Annotated in this window: 17 protein-coding genes; 13 read left to right on the top strand and 4 right to left on the bottom strand. The window is 27.8% G+C overall.

Features of this window, described 5'->3' with window-relative positions:
• Window positions 1-83: 83 nt before the first annotated feature.
• Together IC214_RS09175 and IC214_RS09170 are read right to left on the bottom strand one after the other, a co-directional pair.
• Window positions 84-620, bottom strand: a complete 537-nt coding sequence (locus tag IC214_RS09175) for a metal-dependent hydrolase (protein ID WP_227433086.1) — start codon at window positions 618-620, stop codon at window positions 84-86.
• A gap of 112 nt (window positions 621-732) precedes the next feature.
• On the bottom strand, window positions 733-1,437 hold the full coding sequence (locus IC214_RS09170; protein WP_285891625.1) for a superoxide dismutase: 705 nt from the start codon (window positions 1,435-1,437) through the stop codon (window positions 733-735).
• A 170-nt stretch (window positions 1,438-1,607) separates the two neighbouring features.
• Here IC214_RS09170 and asnB point away from each other — a divergent pair, with 170 nt between their 5' ends.
• Window positions 1,608-3,491 carry an asparagine synthase (glutamine-hydrolyzing) gene (asnB, locus tag IC214_RS09165; RefSeq protein WP_227866516.1) on the top strand — a complete coding sequence of 628 codons (1,884 nt, stop codon included), beginning with the start codon at window positions 1,608-1,610 and terminating at the stop codon, window positions 3,489-3,491.
• Between the two features lie 73 nt (window positions 3,492-3,564).
• On the opposite strand, the gene IC214_RS09160 is transcribed toward asnB, so the two are convergent.
• Window positions 3,565-5,001, bottom strand: coding sequence for a trypsin-like peptidase domain-containing protein (locus tag IC214_RS09160; protein WP_227482406.1), 1,437 nt, complete (start codon window positions 4,999-5,001; stop codon window positions 3,565-3,567).
• A gap of 329 nt (window positions 5,002-5,330) precedes the next feature.
• Here IC214_RS09160 and IC214_RS09155 point away from each other — a divergent pair, with 329 nt between their 5' ends.
• The 10 genes from IC214_RS09155 to IC214_RS09110 all read left to right on the top strand — a co-directional run bounded on the left by IC214_RS09155 (window position 5,331) and on the right by IC214_RS09110 (window position 17,084).
• A complete protein-coding gene (locus IC214_RS09155) occupies window positions 5,331-5,909 on the top strand; it encodes a TerD family protein (RefSeq protein ID WP_227433090.1) in 579 nt (192 codons plus the stop codon).
• Between the two features lie 34 nt (window positions 5,910-5,943).
• Window positions 5,944-6,522: a TerD family protein gene (locus IC214_RS09150; RefSeq protein WP_227433091.1), complete on the top strand. Its 579-nt coding sequence runs from the start codon at window positions 5,944-5,946 to the stop codon at window positions 6,520-6,522.
• An 85-nt stretch (window positions 6,523-6,607) separates the two neighbouring features.
• Window positions 6,608-7,237 (top strand): TerD family protein, encoded by a 630-nt coding sequence (locus tag IC214_RS09145; RefSeq protein WP_227433092.1) that lies wholly within the window; start codon window positions 6,608-6,610, stop codon window positions 7,235-7,237.
• Window positions 7,227-9,986, top strand: coding sequence for a calcium-translocating P-type ATPase, PMCA-type (locus IC214_RS09140; protein WP_227823788.1), 2,760 nt, complete (start codon window positions 7,227-7,229; stop codon window positions 9,984-9,986). The genes IC214_RS09145 and IC214_RS09140 overlap by 11 nt, the downstream gene beginning before the upstream one ends.
• 84 nt (window positions 9,987-10,070) lie before the next feature.
• On the top strand, window positions 10,071-11,633 hold the full coding sequence (locus IC214_RS09135) for a YceG family protein (protein ID WP_227433095.1): 1,563 nt from the start codon (window positions 10,071-10,073) through the stop codon (window positions 11,631-11,633).
• Window positions 11,634-12,770 (top strand): toxic anion resistance protein, encoded by a 1,137-nt coding sequence (locus tag IC214_RS09130; protein ID WP_227433096.1) that lies wholly within the window; start codon window positions 11,634-11,636, stop codon window positions 12,768-12,770.
• Window positions 12,771-12,830: 60 nt separating this feature from the next.
• A complete protein-coding gene (locus IC214_RS09125; RefSeq protein ID WP_227836085.1) occupies window positions 12,831-13,907 on the top strand; it encodes an HpcH/HpaI aldolase/citrate lyase family protein in 1,077 nt (358 codons plus the stop codon).
• Window positions 13,885-15,123: a phosphoribosyltransferase family protein gene (locus IC214_RS09120; RefSeq protein WP_227831092.1), complete on the top strand. Its 1,239-nt coding sequence runs from the start codon at window positions 13,885-13,887 to the stop codon at window positions 15,121-15,123. Before IC214_RS09125 ends, IC214_RS09120 begins: the two co-directional genes overlap by 23 nt.
• Before the next feature lie 53 nt (window positions 15,124-15,176).
• A complete protein-coding gene (locus IC214_RS09115) occupies window positions 15,177-16,265 on the top strand; it encodes a cysteine protease StiP family protein (RefSeq protein ID WP_227866515.1) in 1,089 nt (362 codons plus the stop codon).
• Window positions 16,266-16,292: 27 nt separating this feature from the next.
• On the top strand, window positions 16,293-17,084 hold the full coding sequence (locus tag IC214_RS09110) for an HAD hydrolase family protein (RefSeq protein ID WP_227866514.1): 792 nt from the start codon (window positions 16,293-16,295) through the stop codon (window positions 17,082-17,084).
• Between the two features lie 100 nt (window positions 17,085-17,184).
• Here the strand turns inward: IC214_RS09110 and IC214_RS09105 are convergent, their stop codons facing one another.
• Entirely contained in the window at window positions 17,185-17,739 is a 555-nt protein-coding gene (locus tag IC214_RS09105) for a cupin domain-containing protein (RefSeq protein ID WP_227866513.1), read from the bottom strand.
• 196 nt (window positions 17,740-17,935) lie between these two features.
• Between IC214_RS09105 and IC214_RS09100 the strand changes: the two genes are divergently transcribed.
• Both IC214_RS09100 and IC214_RS09095 read left to right on the top strand, forming a co-directional pair.
• Complete coding sequence (locus tag IC214_RS09100) at window positions 17,936-19,138, top strand: DUF819 domain-containing protein (RefSeq protein ID WP_227433106.1); 1,203 nt, start codon at window positions 17,936-17,938, stop codon at window positions 19,136-19,138.
• 59 nt (window positions 19,139-19,197) lie between these two features.
• Window positions 19,198-20,181, top strand: coding sequence for a dipeptidase (locus IC214_RS09095; protein ID WP_227433108.1), 984 nt, complete (start codon window positions 19,198-19,200; stop codon window positions 20,179-20,181).
• Window positions 20,182-20,231 lie beyond the last annotated feature (50 nt).

Raw genomic sequence — 20,231 nt, 5'->3', positions numbered from 1 at the left:
AAATTAAATTTAAAAGTATTCTTTTAAGACAATTTTTTTTAATTTATTTAATTAATTTATAAATATGTAGCTATAAAAATACATTAAAATAAAATGTAAAATTGATATCCGATTAAAAAAATAACTATGAAGTTTAAAAGTTTAGATATGAATTTTTCTGTTTTTGAACTAGTTTTTATAGGGAGTAAGGAAATGTTTATAGTAATGGGAAAAAACAATTCGATACCTTCTTTGGTAATAAGGTCAAGACACATGTGAGAAAAATATCCTATTATAAATCCACTAGACAGACATGAAAAAACTATATTGTTGTTGGTAAAGATTGTTAGAGACTTAAAAAAACTACTAATGAGTAATAATGCAAGAAGACTATGGGTAAACCCTCTGTGTCTAAACCTACTTCCAAATAATTTGTAAATTAATATGAATTTTTTACTTATGTAAGAACCTCTCATATCTATATCTGGAAACAATGAACCTAAATATGCAAAATAGATATAGATTATAATTAATACTATTTTATATGTAGTATCGTATTTGACTAAATATATATTATTTATAAAGGGGAGTATCAAAAGCGCTAATATATATCCTCCCCTTTCATGTGTTTCTTTTATCATATAAAAATCCTCCTGAATCGTCACTATAAACACAATATTGGTAAATTTAGACTATCTTTTATTATATTATATAGCAAACATAAGTTTTTTTCAAAAGGATTTTAATATTTAATTACTCTTGAGATTTTAAATTTTTGTAATTTTCTAAAGCTCCATTCCAATTAACTACATTAAACCAGTTGTTAATATATTCATTTCTTCTGTTTTGATATTTTAAATAGTAAGCATGTTCCCAAACATCAAGACCTATGATAGGAGTCAAGTTTTTACTTACAGGGCTATCTTGGTTTGGAGTAGTTATAATGGACAATTTACCATCTTTAGTGGCTACCAGCCAAGCCCAACCAGAACCAAAAACATCTAAAGCTGCTTTTTGGAATTCTTCTTTGAATTTTTCAAAAGAACCAAAATCTCTGTCGATAGCTGCTTTTAAAGATTCAGAAGGTATAGTTTTCTCAGGAGTCATTATATCAAAAAAGAATTTATGATTGTAAGCACCACCTGCATTATTTCTTACTGTTGTAGCAATGTCTTTAGGCAAAGAATCTAAGTTTTGTAATAATTCACATAAAGAATAATTATAAAGCTCAGGATATTTTTCAAGAGCTGCATTTAACTTATCAACATAAGCCTGATAATGTTTATCATGATGTAAAATCATAGTTTCTTTATCTATATATGGCTCAAGTGCATCATAAGCATAAGGTAATGGTTTAACCTTAAACTTGTTATTTTCGGGTGTAAAAGCAAATAAAGTTATACACTGTGAAAGTATAAATAAAGACATAATAACTGGTATTAACATTTTTTTCTTCATAAAAATCACCTCCTAATATAGTATTTCTAGAAATTAAAAAATTATGAAAGATTAGCAGATAATTTATAAAAATTTGATAGTAATTTTTTTAAAATTGAATAAGTTTTGAAGGCAAAGACAAAACTATGAAATAAGGATAACACTAAAAATTAGGAAGGAAATTTGATAATATGTGTGGCAATATTTCAATTTATTATAAAGGAGATATATCTAAAAAAGAAGATATTAAATTTAAAATAAAAGAATCTGTAAATAATATAAATCATATAAGTCTTGATAGTAGAGGATACTTAAAAGGTGAGGAAAAAGAGTTTGATTTTAATAGATTTGATGTAATAGATGTTATACATGGAGTTAAACCATTTGAAAAAGATGGAAAGGTTATAGTTTTAAATGGTGAAATATATAATAGTTGCGAGATAAAAGAAGAATTGATTAAAAAAGGGTACAGCTTTGCTACAGATAGTGATATTGAAATCTTATTAACATCTTATATAGCATTTGGAAAAAATTGTGTACATAAGATAAAAGGTATGTTTAGCTTTATAATATATGATAAAGAAAATGAAAGCATATTTGGGGCAAGAGATTTATTTGGAATAAAACCACTTTACTATATAAATAAAGAAAAAGTGATAATCTTTGCATCAGAATATAAATTTATACTCGAGTATGTTAAAAAACTAAACATAAATGAACGAAGTTTACAGAGTTATTTTTCGTTTCAATATGTTCTTCCTGAAGATACTATGATACAAGGAATAAGATTGATACCAGCAGGACATTTTTTTAGAGTGGAAAACGGAATACTATCTTTAAAGAAATACAATAAACTTGAATTTAGAAGTAGTACAAAATTTTTTTACAGTAAGAATCATTTAGGGAATAGAGATATAGGCGAAGAAGAAATAAGAAATGTAGTAATAGATTCGGTAAGAAGACAGGTAGCAGAAAATAAACAAATTGGGACATTTTTGTCTGGTGGTATAGATTCATCAATTATAACCTCTATAGCTTCACAAATTAATCCAAATATAAAGTCTTTTTCGCTAGGTTTTAATGTTAAAGGGTATAGTGAATTGGAAATAGCTAAAAAAACAGCTGATAAATTGGGTATAGAAAACATTCCACTCAACATAACACAAGATGACTATATAAAAGCATTACCGAGTGTAATTTATTTTTTGGATGACCCTGTGGCAGACCCATCAGGAGTAGGTCTTTATTTTTTAATTAAAGAAGCTAGTAAATATGTTAAAATAGCTTTGTCTGGAGAAGGTGCTGATGAATTATTCGGGGGATATAATGTATACAAGGAATATAATAATGTGAAATCAGTTATAAATTCACCAGTGTATATTAGAGGCGTATTAAATAGAGTTTCAGAGCTTATGCCTAATATAAAAGGCAAAAATTATCTTTACAGAGCTACAACACCTTTAGAAAAGAGATATATAGGAAATGCGAAGATTTTTGAAAATAATGAAGTAAAAAGATTCTTTTTTAAATATAAGGAAAAGAATATACATGAGTATTTATTATCAAATTTGTACAGAGAAGCGCAGAAAAATAATTACGATTATATAAGTAAAATGCAACATATAGATGTAAATACATGGCTTCAAGGTGATATACTTCAAAAAGTTGATAAATTTTCTGTAGCTGAGCATCTAGAACTTAGAGTACCTTTTTTAGATAAAGATGTATTTGATGTAGCAAAAAATTTAAGAGTTGAACAAAAAATAACAAAAAATAACACAAAAGTGCTACTTAGAGAATCTTTTAAAGATATAGTACCAGAGCATGTTATTCAGAGAAAAAAATTAGGATTTCCAACGCCAATAAGAGTTTGGTTAAAAGATGATTTAGGAGTTGTTGTAAGAGAAACTATTTCCAATGCAAATGTAGACGAGTTTATTGATAAAAAATATATAATAAAACTTTTAGATGAACATCTAAAAGGTCACAAAGATAATTCAAGGAAAATATGGACTATATTTACATTTTGTCTATGGCATCAATTGTTTATAGAGCATAAAAACATCAAGTATTAATTTTTTCATGATATGGAGAGGGCGAACATATATAATGTTCTCACCCTCTCTATTGGTATGAAGAAAGAGTAAATTAGTTTATTATTTCGATAAAATTATTGGCAAATATTTTGACAAGATGACTTTCCACTGCTAGATTTAAGTTTTGTCCATCATCATATCCAGCAGAAATTAATCCCAGTAAATTGCCAAACATATCTAAAAGAGCCCCTCCAGAACTACCACTAGAGATTGGAGCTGTAAATTGTATCATTTGAACTGTTTCAAAGTCACGAAAAGCAGAGATAATTCCATCTGAAACTGTATTGAAAAGACCTAAAGGGCTTCCAATTGCAACTATTTTTTGGCCTCTTACAGGTTTTTTACTAACCTTGACTGGTATTGATTTACATTCTCTATCAACTTTTATTACAGCCAAATCATAATCTGAGTGGTATTTTATGATTTGATGTGATGTATAAACTTTATCATCATTTTCAAATCTAACTAAAAATGAATAGCCTTCATTAACTACATGGAGATTTGTAAGTATGTAACCTTCACTATTTATGACTACTCCAGAACCGCTCTTGAATGGTTTGTTTTCATTATCACACACAACAATCATAACAACGGAAGTTGATAATTTTGCGAGTTCTTCATATGTAAGTTCTATTTCTTTATCTTTTTTATTTTTTGTAGATGTAAAGTTTGTGTCAACAGAAGTTTGTTCAGATTGAGGTTTATTTATAGGAGTATAAGTTTTGTTATTATTGATGTTCTTATTTATATCTGTATTTAATTTTTCCAAAGGTATATCTAGCATAGTTGGACTTTTTTTAGAAAATTCAACTAAAGTAGAAAATCTAGAACATTCAGGATACAAATCAAGGATATCCTTATGAGGATTTATATATAAAATATCACATCCAAGCTGTGATAAAAAATATAAGAAAAAAAGTTCCTGTCTCTTAATATTTCCAAAATACACTACCTTGGGTGAAACAGTAATTTTAATTTTATTATAAAATAATTTAGGTAGAAAATAATCTATCCAACATAAAAGTTTAACAGCAAAATTTTTAACAATAGAAGGTGTTGAATGTGGTGTGTTTTTAGAAAACAAATCTAATGTATTTTTAAATGCAATTTTTTTTGTCCAATCTAATGTATCATTTTCTATCTTACAAGGAAATTCAATATTGTATAAATTCCAACTGTTAAATTTAGCATCATTATAAGTATTGAAAGTATTGAGCATCTTATCTGTTTGTGATTTATCAAAATTTATATTTAAGTTGTTTAGCCTAATATAGGGAACTGTTATATTGTTAAAAAAATGAGCATCTATATTTTTGATGTTTTTTATGTATTTATCAATCGAATTATCAATACCTATATATCGTGTAAAGTAGACTTCTTTAATATAAGAAGAACTCTTATTTGTATAAGACTTACTAGACATAAATTCATTTAAAGGCTCTTTTGAGTTCTTTATTACAACTTTTAATGGTTTAATAGTACAAATCATATTTTTTCTCCTCTAATAAGATGATATAATCTATTATAAAACATCTTAAAACAATATAGTACAAAGAATTTTGTAGTTTCAAAATAAAATGTATACTTGTATATATAAATGATATATAATTACATATTAAACATAGATTTTATCTATTTAAAAAAATATGTAAAATCTATGTAAAAAGTAAGAAATATAAACATTTTTTTAATTATATTTTAAAAATATCAAGTAAGTTTTATTCACAAATGAATAAAAAATGTTATAATATGATTAAAGAAAAAGATAAATAATTAGCAAGATTTGTTTAGCTAAAATTAACAAGGGAGCGATAAATTATGGGTATAACATTATCAAAAGGCCAAAAGGTTGATTTAACTAAGGGAAACCCAGGGCTTAAAAATATTTTAGTAGGGTTAGGATGGGACACTAACAAGTATGATGGTGGATTTGACTTTGACTTAGATACAGCAGCATTTTTAACAGGAGCAAGTGGAAGTGTTACTAATGATGGAGATTTTGTATTTTACAACAATTTAAAGCATACTTCTGGAGCAGTTGAACATTTAGGTGATAATAGAACTGGTGAAGGTGATGGAGATGATGAGCAAATAGTTGTTGATTTATCTAAGATTCCTGGAGAAATAAGCAAAATTTCTTTTACAGTTACAATTCATGATGCTACAGAAAGAACACAAAATTTTGGGCAAGTAAGTAATTCTTATATAAGAATAGTAGATAAAGATACAAATGAAGAGCTAATAAAGTATGAATTAGGTGAAGATTTTAGTATAGAGACAGCTATAGTAGTAGCTGAAATATATAAACACAATGGAGAATGGAAATTTAACGCACTAGGTTCTGGTTTTGAAGGTGGACTTGCTGCGTTATGTGGAAACTTTGGAATAAACTTATAATTTTAAATATAATAAACTAGAGGGGGTATTTTCCATGGCTATAGTATTAAAAAAAGGACAAAAAATTGATTTAACTAAGGGAAATCCAGGACTTAAAAATATTAGACTTGGACTAGGATGGGATACAAATTCATTTGATAGTGGATATGATTACGATTTAGATGTCAGTGTTTTTATGGTAGGAGAATCTCAAAGAGTTGAAAGAGATGAAGATTTTATATTCTATAATAATTTAAAACATCCATCTGGAGCAGTTGAGCATTTAGGTGATAATAGAACTGGTGAAGGTGATGGAGATGACGAAGAAATATTAGTAAACTTAGATACAATGCCAAAGCATATACAAAAAATAGCTGTAACAGTTACAATATATGAAGCTGCTGAAAGAAAACAAAACTTTGGACAAGTAAGCAACTCATATATAAGAGTTTTAAACTCTGAAAATGACCAAGAAATATTAAGATATGACTTAGGCGAAGAATTTAGTATAGAGACTGCAATTACAGTATGTGAGATATATAAATATAATGGAGAATGGAAGTTTAGTGCAGTTGGAGCAGGATTTGAAGGTGGCTTAGAAGCACTTTGCAGAAACTATGGATTAAGTGTTTAGTATGAGTAACACAGTATATTAAATATAAGTAGCCTATACAAATAATGTATAGGTTATATTATATAAAATTTTATGGAGGTTTAGTATGTCAATTAATTTATCAAAGGGTGATAAAATAGATTTAAAAAAATCCAACCCAGGATTGAGTAATATACTTGTGGGCCTAGGATGGGACCCTGTGCAACAGGCAGGTGGAGGATTCCTTAAGTCTTTATTTGGTGGAGGACAAGCTGATATAGATTGCGATGCATCTGTATTTATGCTAAATCAGGAAGGAAAATTAAGTGGTATAAAAGACTTAATTTATTTTGGAAATTTAAAGAGTGCCTGTAAGTCAGTTTTACATACAGGAGATAACTTAACTGGTGAAGGTGTGGGTGATGATGAACAAATTCTAGTTAATTTAGATAAAGTTCCATCAAATATTCACAGATTATTATTTGTAGTAAATATATACAATTGTATAGACAGAAAACAACACTTTGGGATGATAAAAAATGCCTATATAAGAGTTGAGGACCAAAGCAATAAAAAGGAAATAGCAAAGTATAATTTATCTGATAATTATTCAGAAAAAACTACTCTTATAGTAGGGGTTATATATAGAAAAGATGGAAGTTGGCAGTTTAAAGCAATAGGTGAAGGAACAAAAGATGCGGGTCTTAAAGAAGTAATGCAAAATTTAGACAGGATTGAGTGTGTATATGGAATTTAATAACGATATCAAATATTATAATGTTGACAAAGAAGACGTAACTAAAGACTTATCTGTTAACCCTGATAGAGGTCTATCAGAATCAGAAGTCAAGACTAGAAGAGAAAAGTATGGTTTAAATGAATTTACACCAAAAGAGGAAGGAAGCTTTTGGGATGATTTAAAAGACAGTTTAAGTGAACCAATGATAGTTATTTTAATTATTGCAGCAGTAGTAAGTGCAGTAATTGGAGAAACTCATGATGCAATAGGGATTGTAGGAGCTATAGCAATAGGTATAGCAATAGGTATGATTACAGAAGGTCGTTCTAAGAAAGCAGCAGATGCTCTTTCTAAGATGACTGAAAATATTGAAGTTAAAGTACTAAGAGATGGAGAAATACATCAAATTTCTAAGAATGAACTAGTACCAGGAGATATAGTATATATTGAAACTGGTGATATGGTACCTGCTGATGGTAGACTTATAGAAACTATAAATCTTAAAATTAGAGAAGATATGTTAACAGGAGAATCAGATGATGTATCTAAAAAATGTGATGTAGTAGTTCCAATGGAAGAAATAGAATCTAAAGGAGCACTAGTGGTACAAGAACCAATTCCTGCAAAACAAATAAATATGGTATTTGGTGGTACACTTGTTGCTTATGGTAGAGGAATATTAGTTGTAACTTCAATTGGAGATAGCAGTGAAATGGGTAAAATCGCTCAAAACTTATCAGATGCAGATGAGCAAACTCCACTTCAGATAAAGCTTGGAAATTTAGGCGGATTGATAGCTAAAGTTTCCAGTGCAGTAGCAGGACTATTATTTATATTCATGGTTTTCCAAATGGTAAGTAAGAATGTATTAAATGTTGATATGTCTGGAATTTTACCATTTTTAGAATCAATAGACCCTGTTAAAACAGCCTTTACAGTATGTGTTGCATTGATAGTTGCAGCAGTTCCAGAAGGTCTGCCAACTATGATAAATATGACACTTGCAATAACAATGCAAAAAATGGCTAAAATAAATGCCTTAGTTACCAAAAAAGAAGCTTGTGAAACTATAGGTTCTGTTTCTGTAATATGTTCAGATAAAACTGGTACATTAACAGAAAATAGAATGACAGTAGAAGTTGCATATATTGATGGAAGATATATTGAGAGCTCAGAAGAAGAAATAAATAGTTATTTTGAAGAAAACTGTATGATAAACTCTACAGCTGATGTAGAGCATAATGATAATGATGTTAAGTACCTAGGAAGTGCTACAGAATGTGCATTACTTCTATATTATAAAAATGTAGATTACAGACAAGTTAGAAAAGAATCTAATATAGTAGCTCAAAATCCGTTTACTTCTGATTCAAAGAGAATGACATCTGTCATAGGTCAAGATAATAATCATGTGTTGTTATCAAAAGGAGCACCAGAAGTATTGCTTGAGCTATGTTCACACATTCAAAGAGGTAAAGACATAGTTCCAATAACTGAAGGTATAAAACATGAGATTTTAGAAGAAATAAAAAAATTACAAGTAAAATCAATGAGAACCTTAGGTTTTGCATATAAAGAAATTTCCCAAGCTGAAGAAGAAGCAGCAGTAACTGCTGAAAGTGATTCTATGAATGTAAGTGCAATGGAAAGTAATTTAGTATTTAGTGGATTTGTTGGTATAAGAGACCCACTTAGAAAAGATGTTATAGAATCAGTGAATACAGCAAATAAAGCTGGTGTTTCTGTAAAAATGCTTACAGGAGACAATATAAATACAGCAAGAGCTATAGGTGAAGAGTTAGGTCTATTAAAAGGAAATATGAGAGCAGTTGAAGCTTCATATATAGATACTTTAGATGATGAAGAATTAAAACAAGAAATACAAACTATTTCGATTGTTGCAAGAAGTAAGCCAGATAGTAAAATGAGAATAGTTTCAGCTCTTCAAAAGAGTGGAGATGTTGTTGCTGTAACAGGTGATGGGATAAATGATGCCCCAGCGCTTTCAAAGGCAGATGTTGGTATAGCAATGGGTATATCTGGTACAGAAGTATCAAAAAGTGCAGCAGATATAATTTTAACTGATGATAGTTTTAGCACTATTGTAAAAGGTATTAAATGGGGTAGAGGAATTTATGATAACTTCCAAAGATTTGTTCAATTCCAATTAACAGTAAATGTAATTGCATTTTTAGTGGCTATAATATCTCAGGTTATGGGGCAAGAAATGCCATTTACAACAATACAATTGTTGTGGGTAAATATAATTATGGATGGGCCACCAGCACTAGCATTAGGTTTAGAGCCTGTTAGAGACCACGTATTAAATAGAAAACCTGTTGATAGAAAAGCAAATATAATTTCTAAGTCAATGGTATATACAATAGTATTAAATGCATTCTATATAACAGCAATACTAATGTTACAATCTACATTTAACTTCTTAGGTGTTGATGAAGCTCATAAGGGAACTGTAATGTTTGCGTTATTTGCTTTTAGTGCATTATTTAATGCATTTAACTGTAGAGAATTTAGTGCAGATAGTATTTTTCCAAACTTTACACATAATAAACTAGCATTACAAATAATAGTTTTAACAGGTATTGCACAAGTAATATTTACTCAGTTATTCCAAGATTTCTTTAATTCTGTAGCTATGGATGTTATGACATGGGTAAAAGTTTTATGTGTTGCAGCAAGTGTAGTTGTAGTCAATGAAGTTGTAAAGTGTGTAATAAGATTAGTAAAACCAAAGAAAACAGCTTAAAACAAATTTTATAAAAAAACAAACTGGCTCAAAATATATATTTTGAGTCAGTTATCAATAAACAATTAAATTGGGAGGATAATTATGGGTGACTCAAAGGTATTTGAAAAAATATTCTCCAGCCAATCAGATAGAGGAAATTACACTCCTTCAAAGGGATATCTAAGTTATTTTATTTCATATATTGGTTTAGAAGATGAGATTTTGTATAATCTTGAAATATTTAAGGCGAAGCAAAATATTGATAGTAGAAAAGATATTGCCTTATTTACTGATGCTATAGCAAATCCTAGTGATTTTGACATTATTAATTATTTTAAAAATGGGCTTAAAAATTATAAAAACAGTACAGAAGATGTAGACATAAGTATTTTAGGGTTTGAAGAAATAGATTATAAAATAAAGCAAGCAATAGATAAAGTATTAAAAGAGGAAGAAAAAGATTTTACTAATGATAGAGTTAAACAAAATTTTATAGTGAAAATAATGGCATGGATAAAGACTTATATTGGTGCCTTAGATATAAATAAAAATGATGCTCCAAAAATAATATTTTATGGAGACATAAAAAAGCATGAAGTCTATCTACTTTTAATATTGTACTTAGCAGGATTTGATATATTATACCTTAATCCAAACTCAAAGAGTAATATAAGTATCTTAAATTTAGAGAAATATAAGATAGAATTAGAAGAGGCTAATATAATAGAAGAAAATGTTTCTTTTGAAGATAGAGTTGTTTCAGGTGAAAAGATAGATAAAGGCTCTGTAAAAAAAGCTTTTACTGTTGGAGCAGAAGCATCAAAAAGAATAAGTGAAGAATTGTTAAATGATGCTGGATTTATAAAACCCTGGCAACTTCAAGATAGAAAAATAAAAAGCTTGCTTTTAAGTTCAACTATTGATGAAATATCAATATATTGGAATCAGCCATTAAAATTGAGACCAGGATTTAAGTTTAATGATACTATAGTAGAAACTCCAGTTTTCTTTTCTAAAATCAATGGAATATATAATGATAAAAATGAATACATTAAGTTTTTAGATTTATTAAGAGATTCAGAAAGTTCAACATTTATTGAATTTAATGGAGAGATAGATAGATTTTCAAAAGAATTTACAAGAGAAGCTTTTAGCCTATCATTTGTATTAAATTCAAAAGGTATTATAGATAAAAATTCTGTTTTAAATAATAAAGAATATTCTATTTCAACATTAGCATTAAATCAACAAATTATGATTTTAGAAAAAGTGGAAGAACTTATAGAAGGCAACATGTTTTTAAATGGACTAAGTGGAGAGGATAAAATAAAAGGCTTATTCACAGTACTTCATATGGATAAAAAGCTTGTTCATATGATGAATAATTTCGATTACTCTCTCATAAATCCAAAGTTGGTTATATATATGTATAAGAGCATTGTGTTTGATAAAGAAGTTGTATTCCTAATGCTTTTACTTAGTAAAATTGGATTTGATATTATTATATTATCTCCAGGCGGAGAAAATAATATAGAAAATGTTATAAATAACCAATTGATTGATATACACAGATTGGATAAAATGGTATATGACCTTAAATTGAACTTACTTGAAGATGGAATACCTTTACTTAAAAAAATTTTTGGCAAGAGGAGACGATTTTAAATGGGGATAAATATAAATAATTTTTCAAAAGATAATAATTCTGTAGAGACTGTTGAAAATTTACCTACGACTATACAAGAAGAAAATTTTGATATAATGGAATATACAAATAATAAAAAAAATGAACTTAGAAAGTCTAAAGAGGTGGAGGCTTTAACTTCTCTTATAGAAGTAGAAAATCCAGATACAATTTTACAATTTGGTAGAAAAGCATCTGAAGGAGTAGCTAGAGTTTCTGATAGCCTATTAAACACAATAAAATTAAATAGAAATGAAGAAAATTCTAAGATGCTTGTTCACTTAACTAAAATAATGGATAAGTTTGATTTAGATGATTTTCAAGAAACTAAGGAACCAAATTTTGTTCAAAAACTTTTCAAAAAAGCTAATAATGCTATTGAAATGATGTTTCAAAAGTATGAAACACTGGGAGGAGAAGTTGAAAAGATTCAAATTGAACTTGAACAATATGAAAGAGATATAGCTCTTTCTAACAAGCAAATTGGTGCTATGCTAAATGAAAATTTTGACTTTTATAATGAACTTCAAAAATATATTGTTGCTGGAGAAATGGCAGTAGAAGAAATGGATAATGAAATACTACCATATTTCAAACAAAAATCAGAGACTAGTGGAGACCAAATGGATATTGTCAACTATCAAGAACTATTAAAAGTCTATGATATGTTAAATCAAAGAGTCTATGATTTAAGGATAGCAGAAAATATAGCTATTCAGACTATACCTATGCTGAGAGGTATGCAACATAATAACTATGGTTTAATTAGAAAAATCAATAGTGCCTTTGTTGTAACTCTACCAGTATTTAAACAATGTTTATCTCAAGCTATATTACTTAAAAAGCAAGAATTACAAGCAAAGTCTTTAAAAGCTCTTGATGATAAAACTAATGAATTACTGCTTAGAAATGCACAAAATGTAAGTTCTCAAAGTGCACAAATAGCTAGAATGGCTGGAACAAGCTCTGTGCAAATAGAGACATTAGAAAAAATGTACAATACCATTAAATCTGGTATAGATGAAACTATGAGAATAGAAGAAAATAATAGAGTTACAATTAAGGATAATACAAAGAGATTAGAAGAATTAAATACAGCTATAATTTATAATAAGTAGTATATTAAGGGCTAATTTTGATAAAGTTGGCCCTTTCTATGTATATGAGGAGGCCACACATTGAAATATTTCGATTATATCTGCAAAGAGGATTTAGAGAAAATTTTTTTGAAAGTGCCAGAAGACTTTAATGCCAATACTGAAAAAGATGTACTGAAATATGCACTAGGTGCTTTTTTATACGTTCCAGCGACTCAATATAACATGATTTATAAAAGTATTATAGGTGATGTTAAGGGAGTTAGACCATTAGCTATTTGTTTAGAAGATGCTGTTGGGGCAAATGGAGAATCTGAGGCTATAGAAAATCTTAAATTGATTTTGAAAAATATTAGCAATGAAAATATAACTAATAAAGATGGTATACCATTAATTTTTGTGAGAATAAAAGATGTAGAGCAATTGCTAAGAATTAAAGATATTATAATTAAAAACAATAATACAATAACAGGAATATTGATTCCTAAAGCAAATTCTGAGTTAATTGAAAACTGTATAGAAGTTTTGAATTCTATAGGTCTTCAAAATATGTATGTTATTCCAATAATAGAAACAAGAGAATTCATATATAAAGAAAACAAAGAATTAAGCTTCAGTAGTTTATATAATACTATTTTAAGATATAAATCAAGAATACTCAGTATTAGAATAGGTCTAACTGACATATTAGGTATGTATGGTATAAGAAGAAATAAAAATTTTTCTATATATAATAATTTAATTTGTTCTTCTTTTATATTAGATATAATTACATATCTTCAAAGACCAGAGATAGATATACCAATAAGTGGAGGTGTATCGGAATTTTTTGATATGACAAATGAAGAGATAAGAAATAAGTATATAGAAGAAATACTATTGGATAAATTTCATGGATTAGTTGGAAAGACAGTAATTCATCCAATGCAAATTCAAATTGTACAAGCTTTGTCTGCAGTATCATATGAAGATTTTACTGATGCTTTAGAGATACTTGATAGTACAAATAGTAAATATGGTGTGAGTAAAGGCATATTAGGTGAGAGAATGAATGAAACTAATCCTCATTTTTTATGGGCTAAAAAAACATTGATTTTATCTAAAATATATGGTGTATTAAATAAAGGAGTAGACTATGAAGAATTGCTTAAATTTTAATTGTGAGATTGACATTGTTGATAATCCATTGAACTTAGATTTAAATGATTTTTTAGATATAGGAATAAGAAATAACAGCAAAAGACGTTTTTTATTTATATCAAAAAAACTTGGAAAACATTTAGCTTGTAAGCCAAGTGAAATGGATAATTTAGGAAAACTAATGGCTACGATTTATAATAAAAAAAATAAGGTGGCATCAAATGGAACTGTAATAGCTTTTGCAGAAACTGGGACAGCCGTTGGGCATAGCTTTTTTGATTACTTATCTGGAAATTATGAATTTATTCATACCACTAGAGAGCAATTTGATGAGCTAGAAAATTTAGACTTTTTAGAAGAACATTCTCATGCAACAGACCAAAATTTATATTTTGAAATGCTAGACAACTTTAAATTTGGCGATGAAGTAATTTTGGTAGATGATGAAATTACTACAGCTAATACATGTATGAATATAATCAGAAAGATTCAAAGTATCTATCCTAAAAAAATATATACTATATGTTCTATACTTAATTGGGTAAGTGATGAAAATTTAAGAAGAATTAGTAGTCTAGAAATAGAACTTGGATGTAAAATAGAATTTGTGTATTTATTTAAAGGAGACTTTAATTTTGATATAAATGAAGATATTGTTGCAAATTACAATGATAATTACAATATTAGTAAATTGAGTATTATGAAGGATGATAAAATAAATTTAATAGTAAATCATATCAATGTTGATTTAGAAGATTATATTGGAAATAAAAAATATATAAGATATACAGGTAGGTTTGGAATTAACAAAAGAGAACAAATTAAATTAAAAGAAATTATAAAAAGAGAAAGTAAAAAAATAGTTATAGAAAGTAAAGAATCTTTAAAAAAGAAAGCAGAAAAGGTTCTATTTTTAGGCACTGAAGAATTTATGTATATACCTATGTTATTTGCAAAAGAAAAAGAAAATCAATGTGATATATACTATCATTCAACAACTAGAAGTCCAATAATTAATATTGATAAAAATAATTATCCTATTAGAAGTAAGTTTAAATTAAAGAGTTTTTATAATTTAGATGTTCAAAATTACATTTACAACATAGACAGACATAATTTTTCTGAGTGTTATTTATTTGTTGAGTTAGATAAAAGTGAGAATTCTTATCTGGAATTTATTGATATAATTAAAAATACAAGTATAAAAAAATTGACTATAGTATGTTGTAGCTAAAATGTTTTATTGCGATAAAATATATCACAGTTTTAAGATAGGAGTTGAGTCATATGAGAGAATTTAGCACATATTCTAAAGATGATGTTATCTTTTTATTAAAAGATATATCAAATTTAATTGAAGAAGAAGGAAACAAAGAGAGAGAGTTAAAAATACAAAATGGTAGACATTATTCGGAAATGATACCAATAGAGTATGAGGTTAGCGAAGATTATCTGAAATTATATCATGATAAACTAGAAGAAAATAAGAATAAACTTGCATTTTCTATAGGTGTTATGTGTGAAAAGATAATTAAAAAAAATGGAAATGATGTTGTACTAGTTTCGCTTGCTAGAGCAGGAACACCAATTGGTATTTTAGCAAAAAGATATCTAAAAAATAAGTATAGTTTAAATTTACCTCACTATACAATATCTATAATAAGAGATAAAGGAATAGATATGAATGCAGTTGAATATATAATAAGTAGTCATCCAAATTCAAACATACAATTTTTAGATGGATGGACTGGCAAGGGAACAATATCAAGGGAGCTAGAAAAAGCATGTGATGAGCTTAAAATTAAATTTAAAAAGAATTTTGATTCAACACTTGCTGTATTAGCTGACCCTGCTGGATATTCTGGACTTTATGGAATTAGAGAAGACTTTTTAATACCAAGTGCATGTTTAAACTCAACTGTTTCTGGATTAGTGAGTAGAACTGTGCTAAGAGAAGATTTGATTGGTAAGGATGATTTTCATGGTGCTAAGTTTTATAGCCATTTAAAGGATAAAGATGAGTCTATAAATTATATAGAAACTATAGAAGCATGTTTCAAAAACCAATTTGAAAATATATCTGATGAAGTTGAAAAATGGAAAAGTGATATTATAACTAAAGATGGTTATTTTGATGTTTTAAATATAAAGGAAAAGTACAATATAAAAGATATCAACTTTATCAAGCCAGGGGTAGGAGAAACAACAAGAGTTTTACTTAGGAGAGTTCCATATAAGATACTTGTTAAAGACTTAAATGATAAATCTTTAGAGCATATATTTATTTTGGCAAAAGAAAAAAATGTTGAAGTTGAGAAAATAGATTTAAAAGCTTACAAGTGTTGTGGCATAATAAAGAATATGAAAGATGTTTAGAAAATATATTTGACAGGAGAATGCTGAATGATTGTTTTTTCAGACTTAGACAGGAGTATTATTTACTCTGATAAATTTTTAAATACTAATAAGAGATATACCAATATAGAAATCTATAAAGAGAAAGAAATCTCTTATATATCTTTAAATACTATAAATTTAATAAAACAAATACAGTACTATGGTATGTTTGTACCAACTACTACTAGAACAATAGAGCAGTTTAAGCGTATAGAATTTAATAAATATGGTATTTACTTTCCATGGAGTATAACTTCAAATGGAGGAGTTATACTTAAAGATAATGAAATATTGAAATCATGGAGTGAAAAGATAGACAAATTAAAATCTGACTATGAGCCTATTGAAAGCATGGTAGATAAATTTAAAATTTATTTGAATGTAGAAGGAATAACTAATTTTAAAGTTGCAGAGGATACATTTTTTTATATAGTTGTAGATTTTAAAAAATTTAATTTAGATTCAATTAGGGAGTATATAAATATATTAGAATCAAAAAATTGGAGATTGTATGTGAGTGGTAGAAAAATTTATTTTATACCAAAAAAAATCTCAAAAGAAAATGCCATAGAATATTTAACCAAAGAATTAGGAATAGAAAGTTTTTATGCAATTGGGGATTCTATTATGGATTATGGGATGCTCGATATTTCAAATAAAGCTTATGTATTGAAGCATGGTGATATAAATAAAAATGAAATAAAAAACACATTTATATCAAGTAAATTTGATGGAATGAGTGGAACTGAGGAAATATTATCTGAAATTTTAGATGAAAGTTGTCTACTCAATATATAACCAATAAACTAGAAAAGTCTGAAATAAATTAGGATAAAATTTATCATACTAATTTATTTCAGATTTTTATTAATTTATATTTAAACAAGAGCTGCATATATTAAAATGAAGGTGGAGTCATTGCCCAGACGGAAATACATTCATCAGCATCACAGTTTTCATATATATGTGGTATAGTGCTGTTAAAATAAAAACTGTCACCCTCCTCTAATATATACTCTTTATTACCAAGTGTTATTTTCATTTTTCCTTTTATTATGTATCCGCATTCCTCTCCTTCATGTGTAACAAATTCATTACTTTTTTTTGTATGTCCATTTAATGTAACAAGTATAAATTCTATTTTTTTTCCAATTAAATTAGGAACAAGAAGCTCGTAAAATTTTGTAGAATCGTTAGTTACTATTTTCTTTCGATTGTTTTTCTTTACTACTATATTAGAATTATCCTTCCCAATATCATCAAAAAAATAACCTATGTTTACATCAAGCGTTTTTGATATTTTCCACATTGCTATAATTGATGGAACAACCATATTACGTTCAATTTGACTTATTAAACCTGTACTTAAACCAGACTCTTTTGCTAAGGTAGCTATACTTATATTTTTAGATTTTCTAAGAGCTCTAATTTTGCTTCCAACATCTATGTCCATTAGATAAAAACCCCCTCAAACATGATTATAACATATATAGTTTTCAAAATTAATAAAATAAAATAAAAGTTATATAATGCATGTATTTACATCGTTATATTGAATTTTCTGAAAAGATGAATTATAATAGTATTAATATTCAATATATTGAATATTAATACTGATATTTTAATTTAATGAAATGGAGGCGGTTGAGATGAGGAGTTTTGTAAGTCCTGATAATATTTGGGTATTGTGGGCAATTGTAACTGGATGGGCAGCATTTAGTATTTATTTAGAGCAAAAGTATAGTTGGGCATCAAAAATATCAGGAGCAATAATAGCTCTTGTAGGAGCAATGTTATTATCAAATCTAAATATTATACCAGTAGAGTCTGTTGTATATGACCAAGTCTGGGGTTATGTTGTCCCTTTAGCCATAGCTTTGTTGTTATATCAATGTAATATCAAAAAGATATGGAAAGAAAGTGGAAGATTACTTGTAATATTTCTTGTAGGTTCTATAGGAACTGTACTTGGAGCTATGATTGGATTCTTGGCATTAAAAAATGCAGTACCAGATTTAAATATTGTTGCAGCTATGATGACAGGTTCTTATATAGGTGGAAATGTAAACTTTGCAGCTATGTCAGGAGCATTTGATGCACCTGGAGAATTGGTATCAGCAACTGTTGTAGCAGATAATCTTTTAATGGCATTATATTTCTTTGTTTTAATAGCTATCCCATCTATTGGATTTTTTAGAAAACATTTTAAACATCCACATGTAGATGAGATGGAAAGCATAGGTGTAAATGAAGGCGAAACAATAGCAGCAAATTATTGGGGAAGAAAAGAAATATCTTTAAAAGATATAGCAATAGCCATTGGTAGTGCTTTTATAATAGTTGCAGTATCAGTAGAATTGTCAGGTTGGTTTAAAGCTATAATACCAACATCAAATCCATTTTTAGCAATGTTAAATACTTTATTTGGCAATCAATATCTAATAATAACTACTTTAACTATGATGTTTGCTACCTTTATGCCTAATTTCTTTAGTGATATAAAAGGAGCGCAAGAGCTGGGTACATTTTTAATCTACATTTTCTTTGTCGTAGTAGGTGTTCCTGCTTCAATCCCATTAATAATTCAAAAATCACCATTATTACTTTTATATTGTGGAATAATGGTACTTATAAACATGCTAGTTACATTTACAGTTGCCAAAATATTTAAGTTTAGCTTGGAAGAAGCTATTCTTGCATCTAATGCAAATATTGGTGGACCTACAACAGCAGCAGCTATGGCAATATCAAAAGGGTGGTCTAAGTTAGTAGGGCCAATACTTATAGTTGGAACATTTGGTTATATAGTTGGTAATTATTTTGGTCTTTTGGTAGGAAATATTTTAATATAAGTTTTGTAAAGAGTGAAAAACAAACGTTTGAAAAAGATTTTATTTAATTGGAGGTTGTCATGATTTTTGATGGACATTCAGATACTTGGTCAGATGTAACGATAAGAAGAATTAATGGAGAGAAAGATGTATTTAGAAGAATCCATCTTGAAAATTTTAAAAAAGCAAATATTGAAGGGGCTATTTTTGTAATATGGATAGACCCACCATATGATAAAAAGCCTGAAAAGAGAGTTAAGCAGATAATAGAATGTGTAAAAGAAGAAATTGAAGATATGAAGGATATTGTAAACATAGTAAAAAAATATTCTGATATAAATAAAGGTCTAAATGAGAATAAAATAAATATTTTAATTGGTCTTGAAGGTTTAAGCCATGTTGGAAAAAATTTAGACTTAATCGAATATTATTATAAAGAAGTTGGAGCTAGACATGCATCATTAACTTGGAATGAGCAGAATGAACTTGCTACAGGGTGTTTAGGAGATGAAAACAGAGGCTTAACTGCAATAGGAAAAAAAGCAGTAGATAAGTTAGAACAATTAGGTATGCTAATAGATGTATCACATCTAAATGAAAAATCATTTTGGGATTTGATGTCTGTTGTAAGTAAACCAGTTATAGCATCTCATTCTAATGTTAAGAATCTATGTGATGTAAAAAGAAATCTTACAGATAATCAATTAAAAGAAATTTCAAAAACAGGTGGATTAGTGGGAATAAATAGCTTTAGAGCATTTACCAATATTAATCCTAAGAAGCAAGATTTAATACATTTAGTTGACCATATAGATTATATGGTGAATCTTATAGGTATAGAGCATGTATCTTTTGGTTTTGATTTTAGCGATTATCTAGGAGAAGAGACTATAGGTTCTTTTACTGAAGAAAATTCCAAAAATCCAAGTGTAGATGGGCTTAAAAGTACATATGAAGCTAAAAATATAATAGTAGAGCTTGAAAAAAGAGGATATAAAAAAAGTGATATAAATCTAATATCGAGTGGAAACTTTTATAGAGTGTTTAAAGAGATACTAAAGTAAGATAGTAATTAAATTAGGTGTAGAAAATACTATATTTAATAAGAAGCATT

It is taken from the genome of Clostridioides sp. ES-S-0190-01, assembly GCF_020658275.1.
GTDB lineage: Bacteria > Bacillota > Clostridia > Peptostreptococcales > Peptostreptococcaceae > Clostridioides.
The sequence above is the reverse complement of the archived record's forward strand: the minus strand, read 5'-3'. Positions and strand labels throughout refer to the sequence as shown.

What these genes read in the sequence shown, in the direction of transcription:
- IC214_RS09135 (WP_227433095.1), top strand. Translation starts at nt 10,071, where the DNA reads ATGGGTGACTCAAAGGTATTTGAAAAAATATTCTCCAGCCAATCAGAT.
- IC214_RS09150 (WP_227433091.1), top strand. Translation starts at nt 5,944, where the DNA reads ATGGCTATAGTATTAAAAAAAGGACAAAAAATTGATTTAACTAAGGGA.
- IC214_RS09130 (WP_227433096.1), top strand. Translation starts at nt 11,634, where the DNA reads ATGGGGATAAATATAAATAATTTTTCAAAAGATAATAATTCTGTAGAG.
- IC214_RS09175 (WP_227433086.1), bottom strand. Translation starts at nt 620, where the DNA reads ATGATAAAAGAAACACATGAAAGGGGAGGATATATATTAGCGCTTTTG.
- asnB (WP_227866516.1), top strand. Translation starts at nt 1,608, where the DNA reads ATGTGTGGCAATATTTCAATTTATTATAAAGGAGATATATCTAAAAAA.
- IC214_RS09120 (WP_227831092.1), top strand. Translation starts at nt 13,885, where the DNA reads ATGAAGAATTGCTTAAATTTTAATTGTGAGATTGACATTGTTGATAAT.
- IC214_RS09115 (WP_227866515.1), top strand. Translation starts at nt 15,177, where the DNA reads ATGAGAGAATTTAGCACATATTCTAAAGATGATGTTATCTTTTTATTA.
- IC214_RS09170 (WP_285891625.1), bottom strand. Translation starts at nt 1,437, where the DNA reads ATGAAGAAAAAAATGTTAATACCAGTTATTATGTCTTTATTTATACTT.
- IC214_RS09105 (WP_227866513.1), bottom strand. Translation starts at nt 17,739, where the DNA reads ATGGACATAGATGTTGGAAGCAAAATTAGAGCTCTTAGAAAATCTAAA.
- IC214_RS09100 (WP_227433106.1), top strand. Translation starts at nt 17,936, where the DNA reads ATGAGGAGTTTTGTAAGTCCTGATAATATTTGGGTATTGTGGGCAATT.
- IC214_RS09095 (WP_227433108.1), top strand. Translation starts at nt 19,198, where the DNA reads ATGATTTTTGATGGACATTCAGATACTTGGTCAGATGTAACGATAAGA.
- IC214_RS09140 (WP_227823788.1), top strand. Translation starts at nt 7,227, where the DNA reads ATGGAATTTAATAACGATATCAAATATTATAATGTTGACAAAGAAGAC.
- IC214_RS09160 (WP_227482406.1), bottom strand. Translation starts at nt 5,001, where the DNA reads ATGATTTGTACTATTAAACCATTAAAAGTTGTAATAAAGAACTCAAAA.
- IC214_RS09145 (WP_227433092.1), top strand. Translation starts at nt 6,608, where the DNA reads ATGTCAATTAATTTATCAAAGGGTGATAAAATAGATTTAAAAAAATCC.
- IC214_RS09155 (WP_227433090.1), top strand. Translation starts at nt 5,331, where the DNA reads ATGGGTATAACATTATCAAAAGGCCAAAAGGTTGATTTAACTAAGGGA.
- IC214_RS09110 (WP_227866514.1), top strand. Translation starts at nt 16,293, where the DNA reads ATGATTGTTTTTTCAGACTTAGACAGGAGTATTATTTACTCTGATAAA.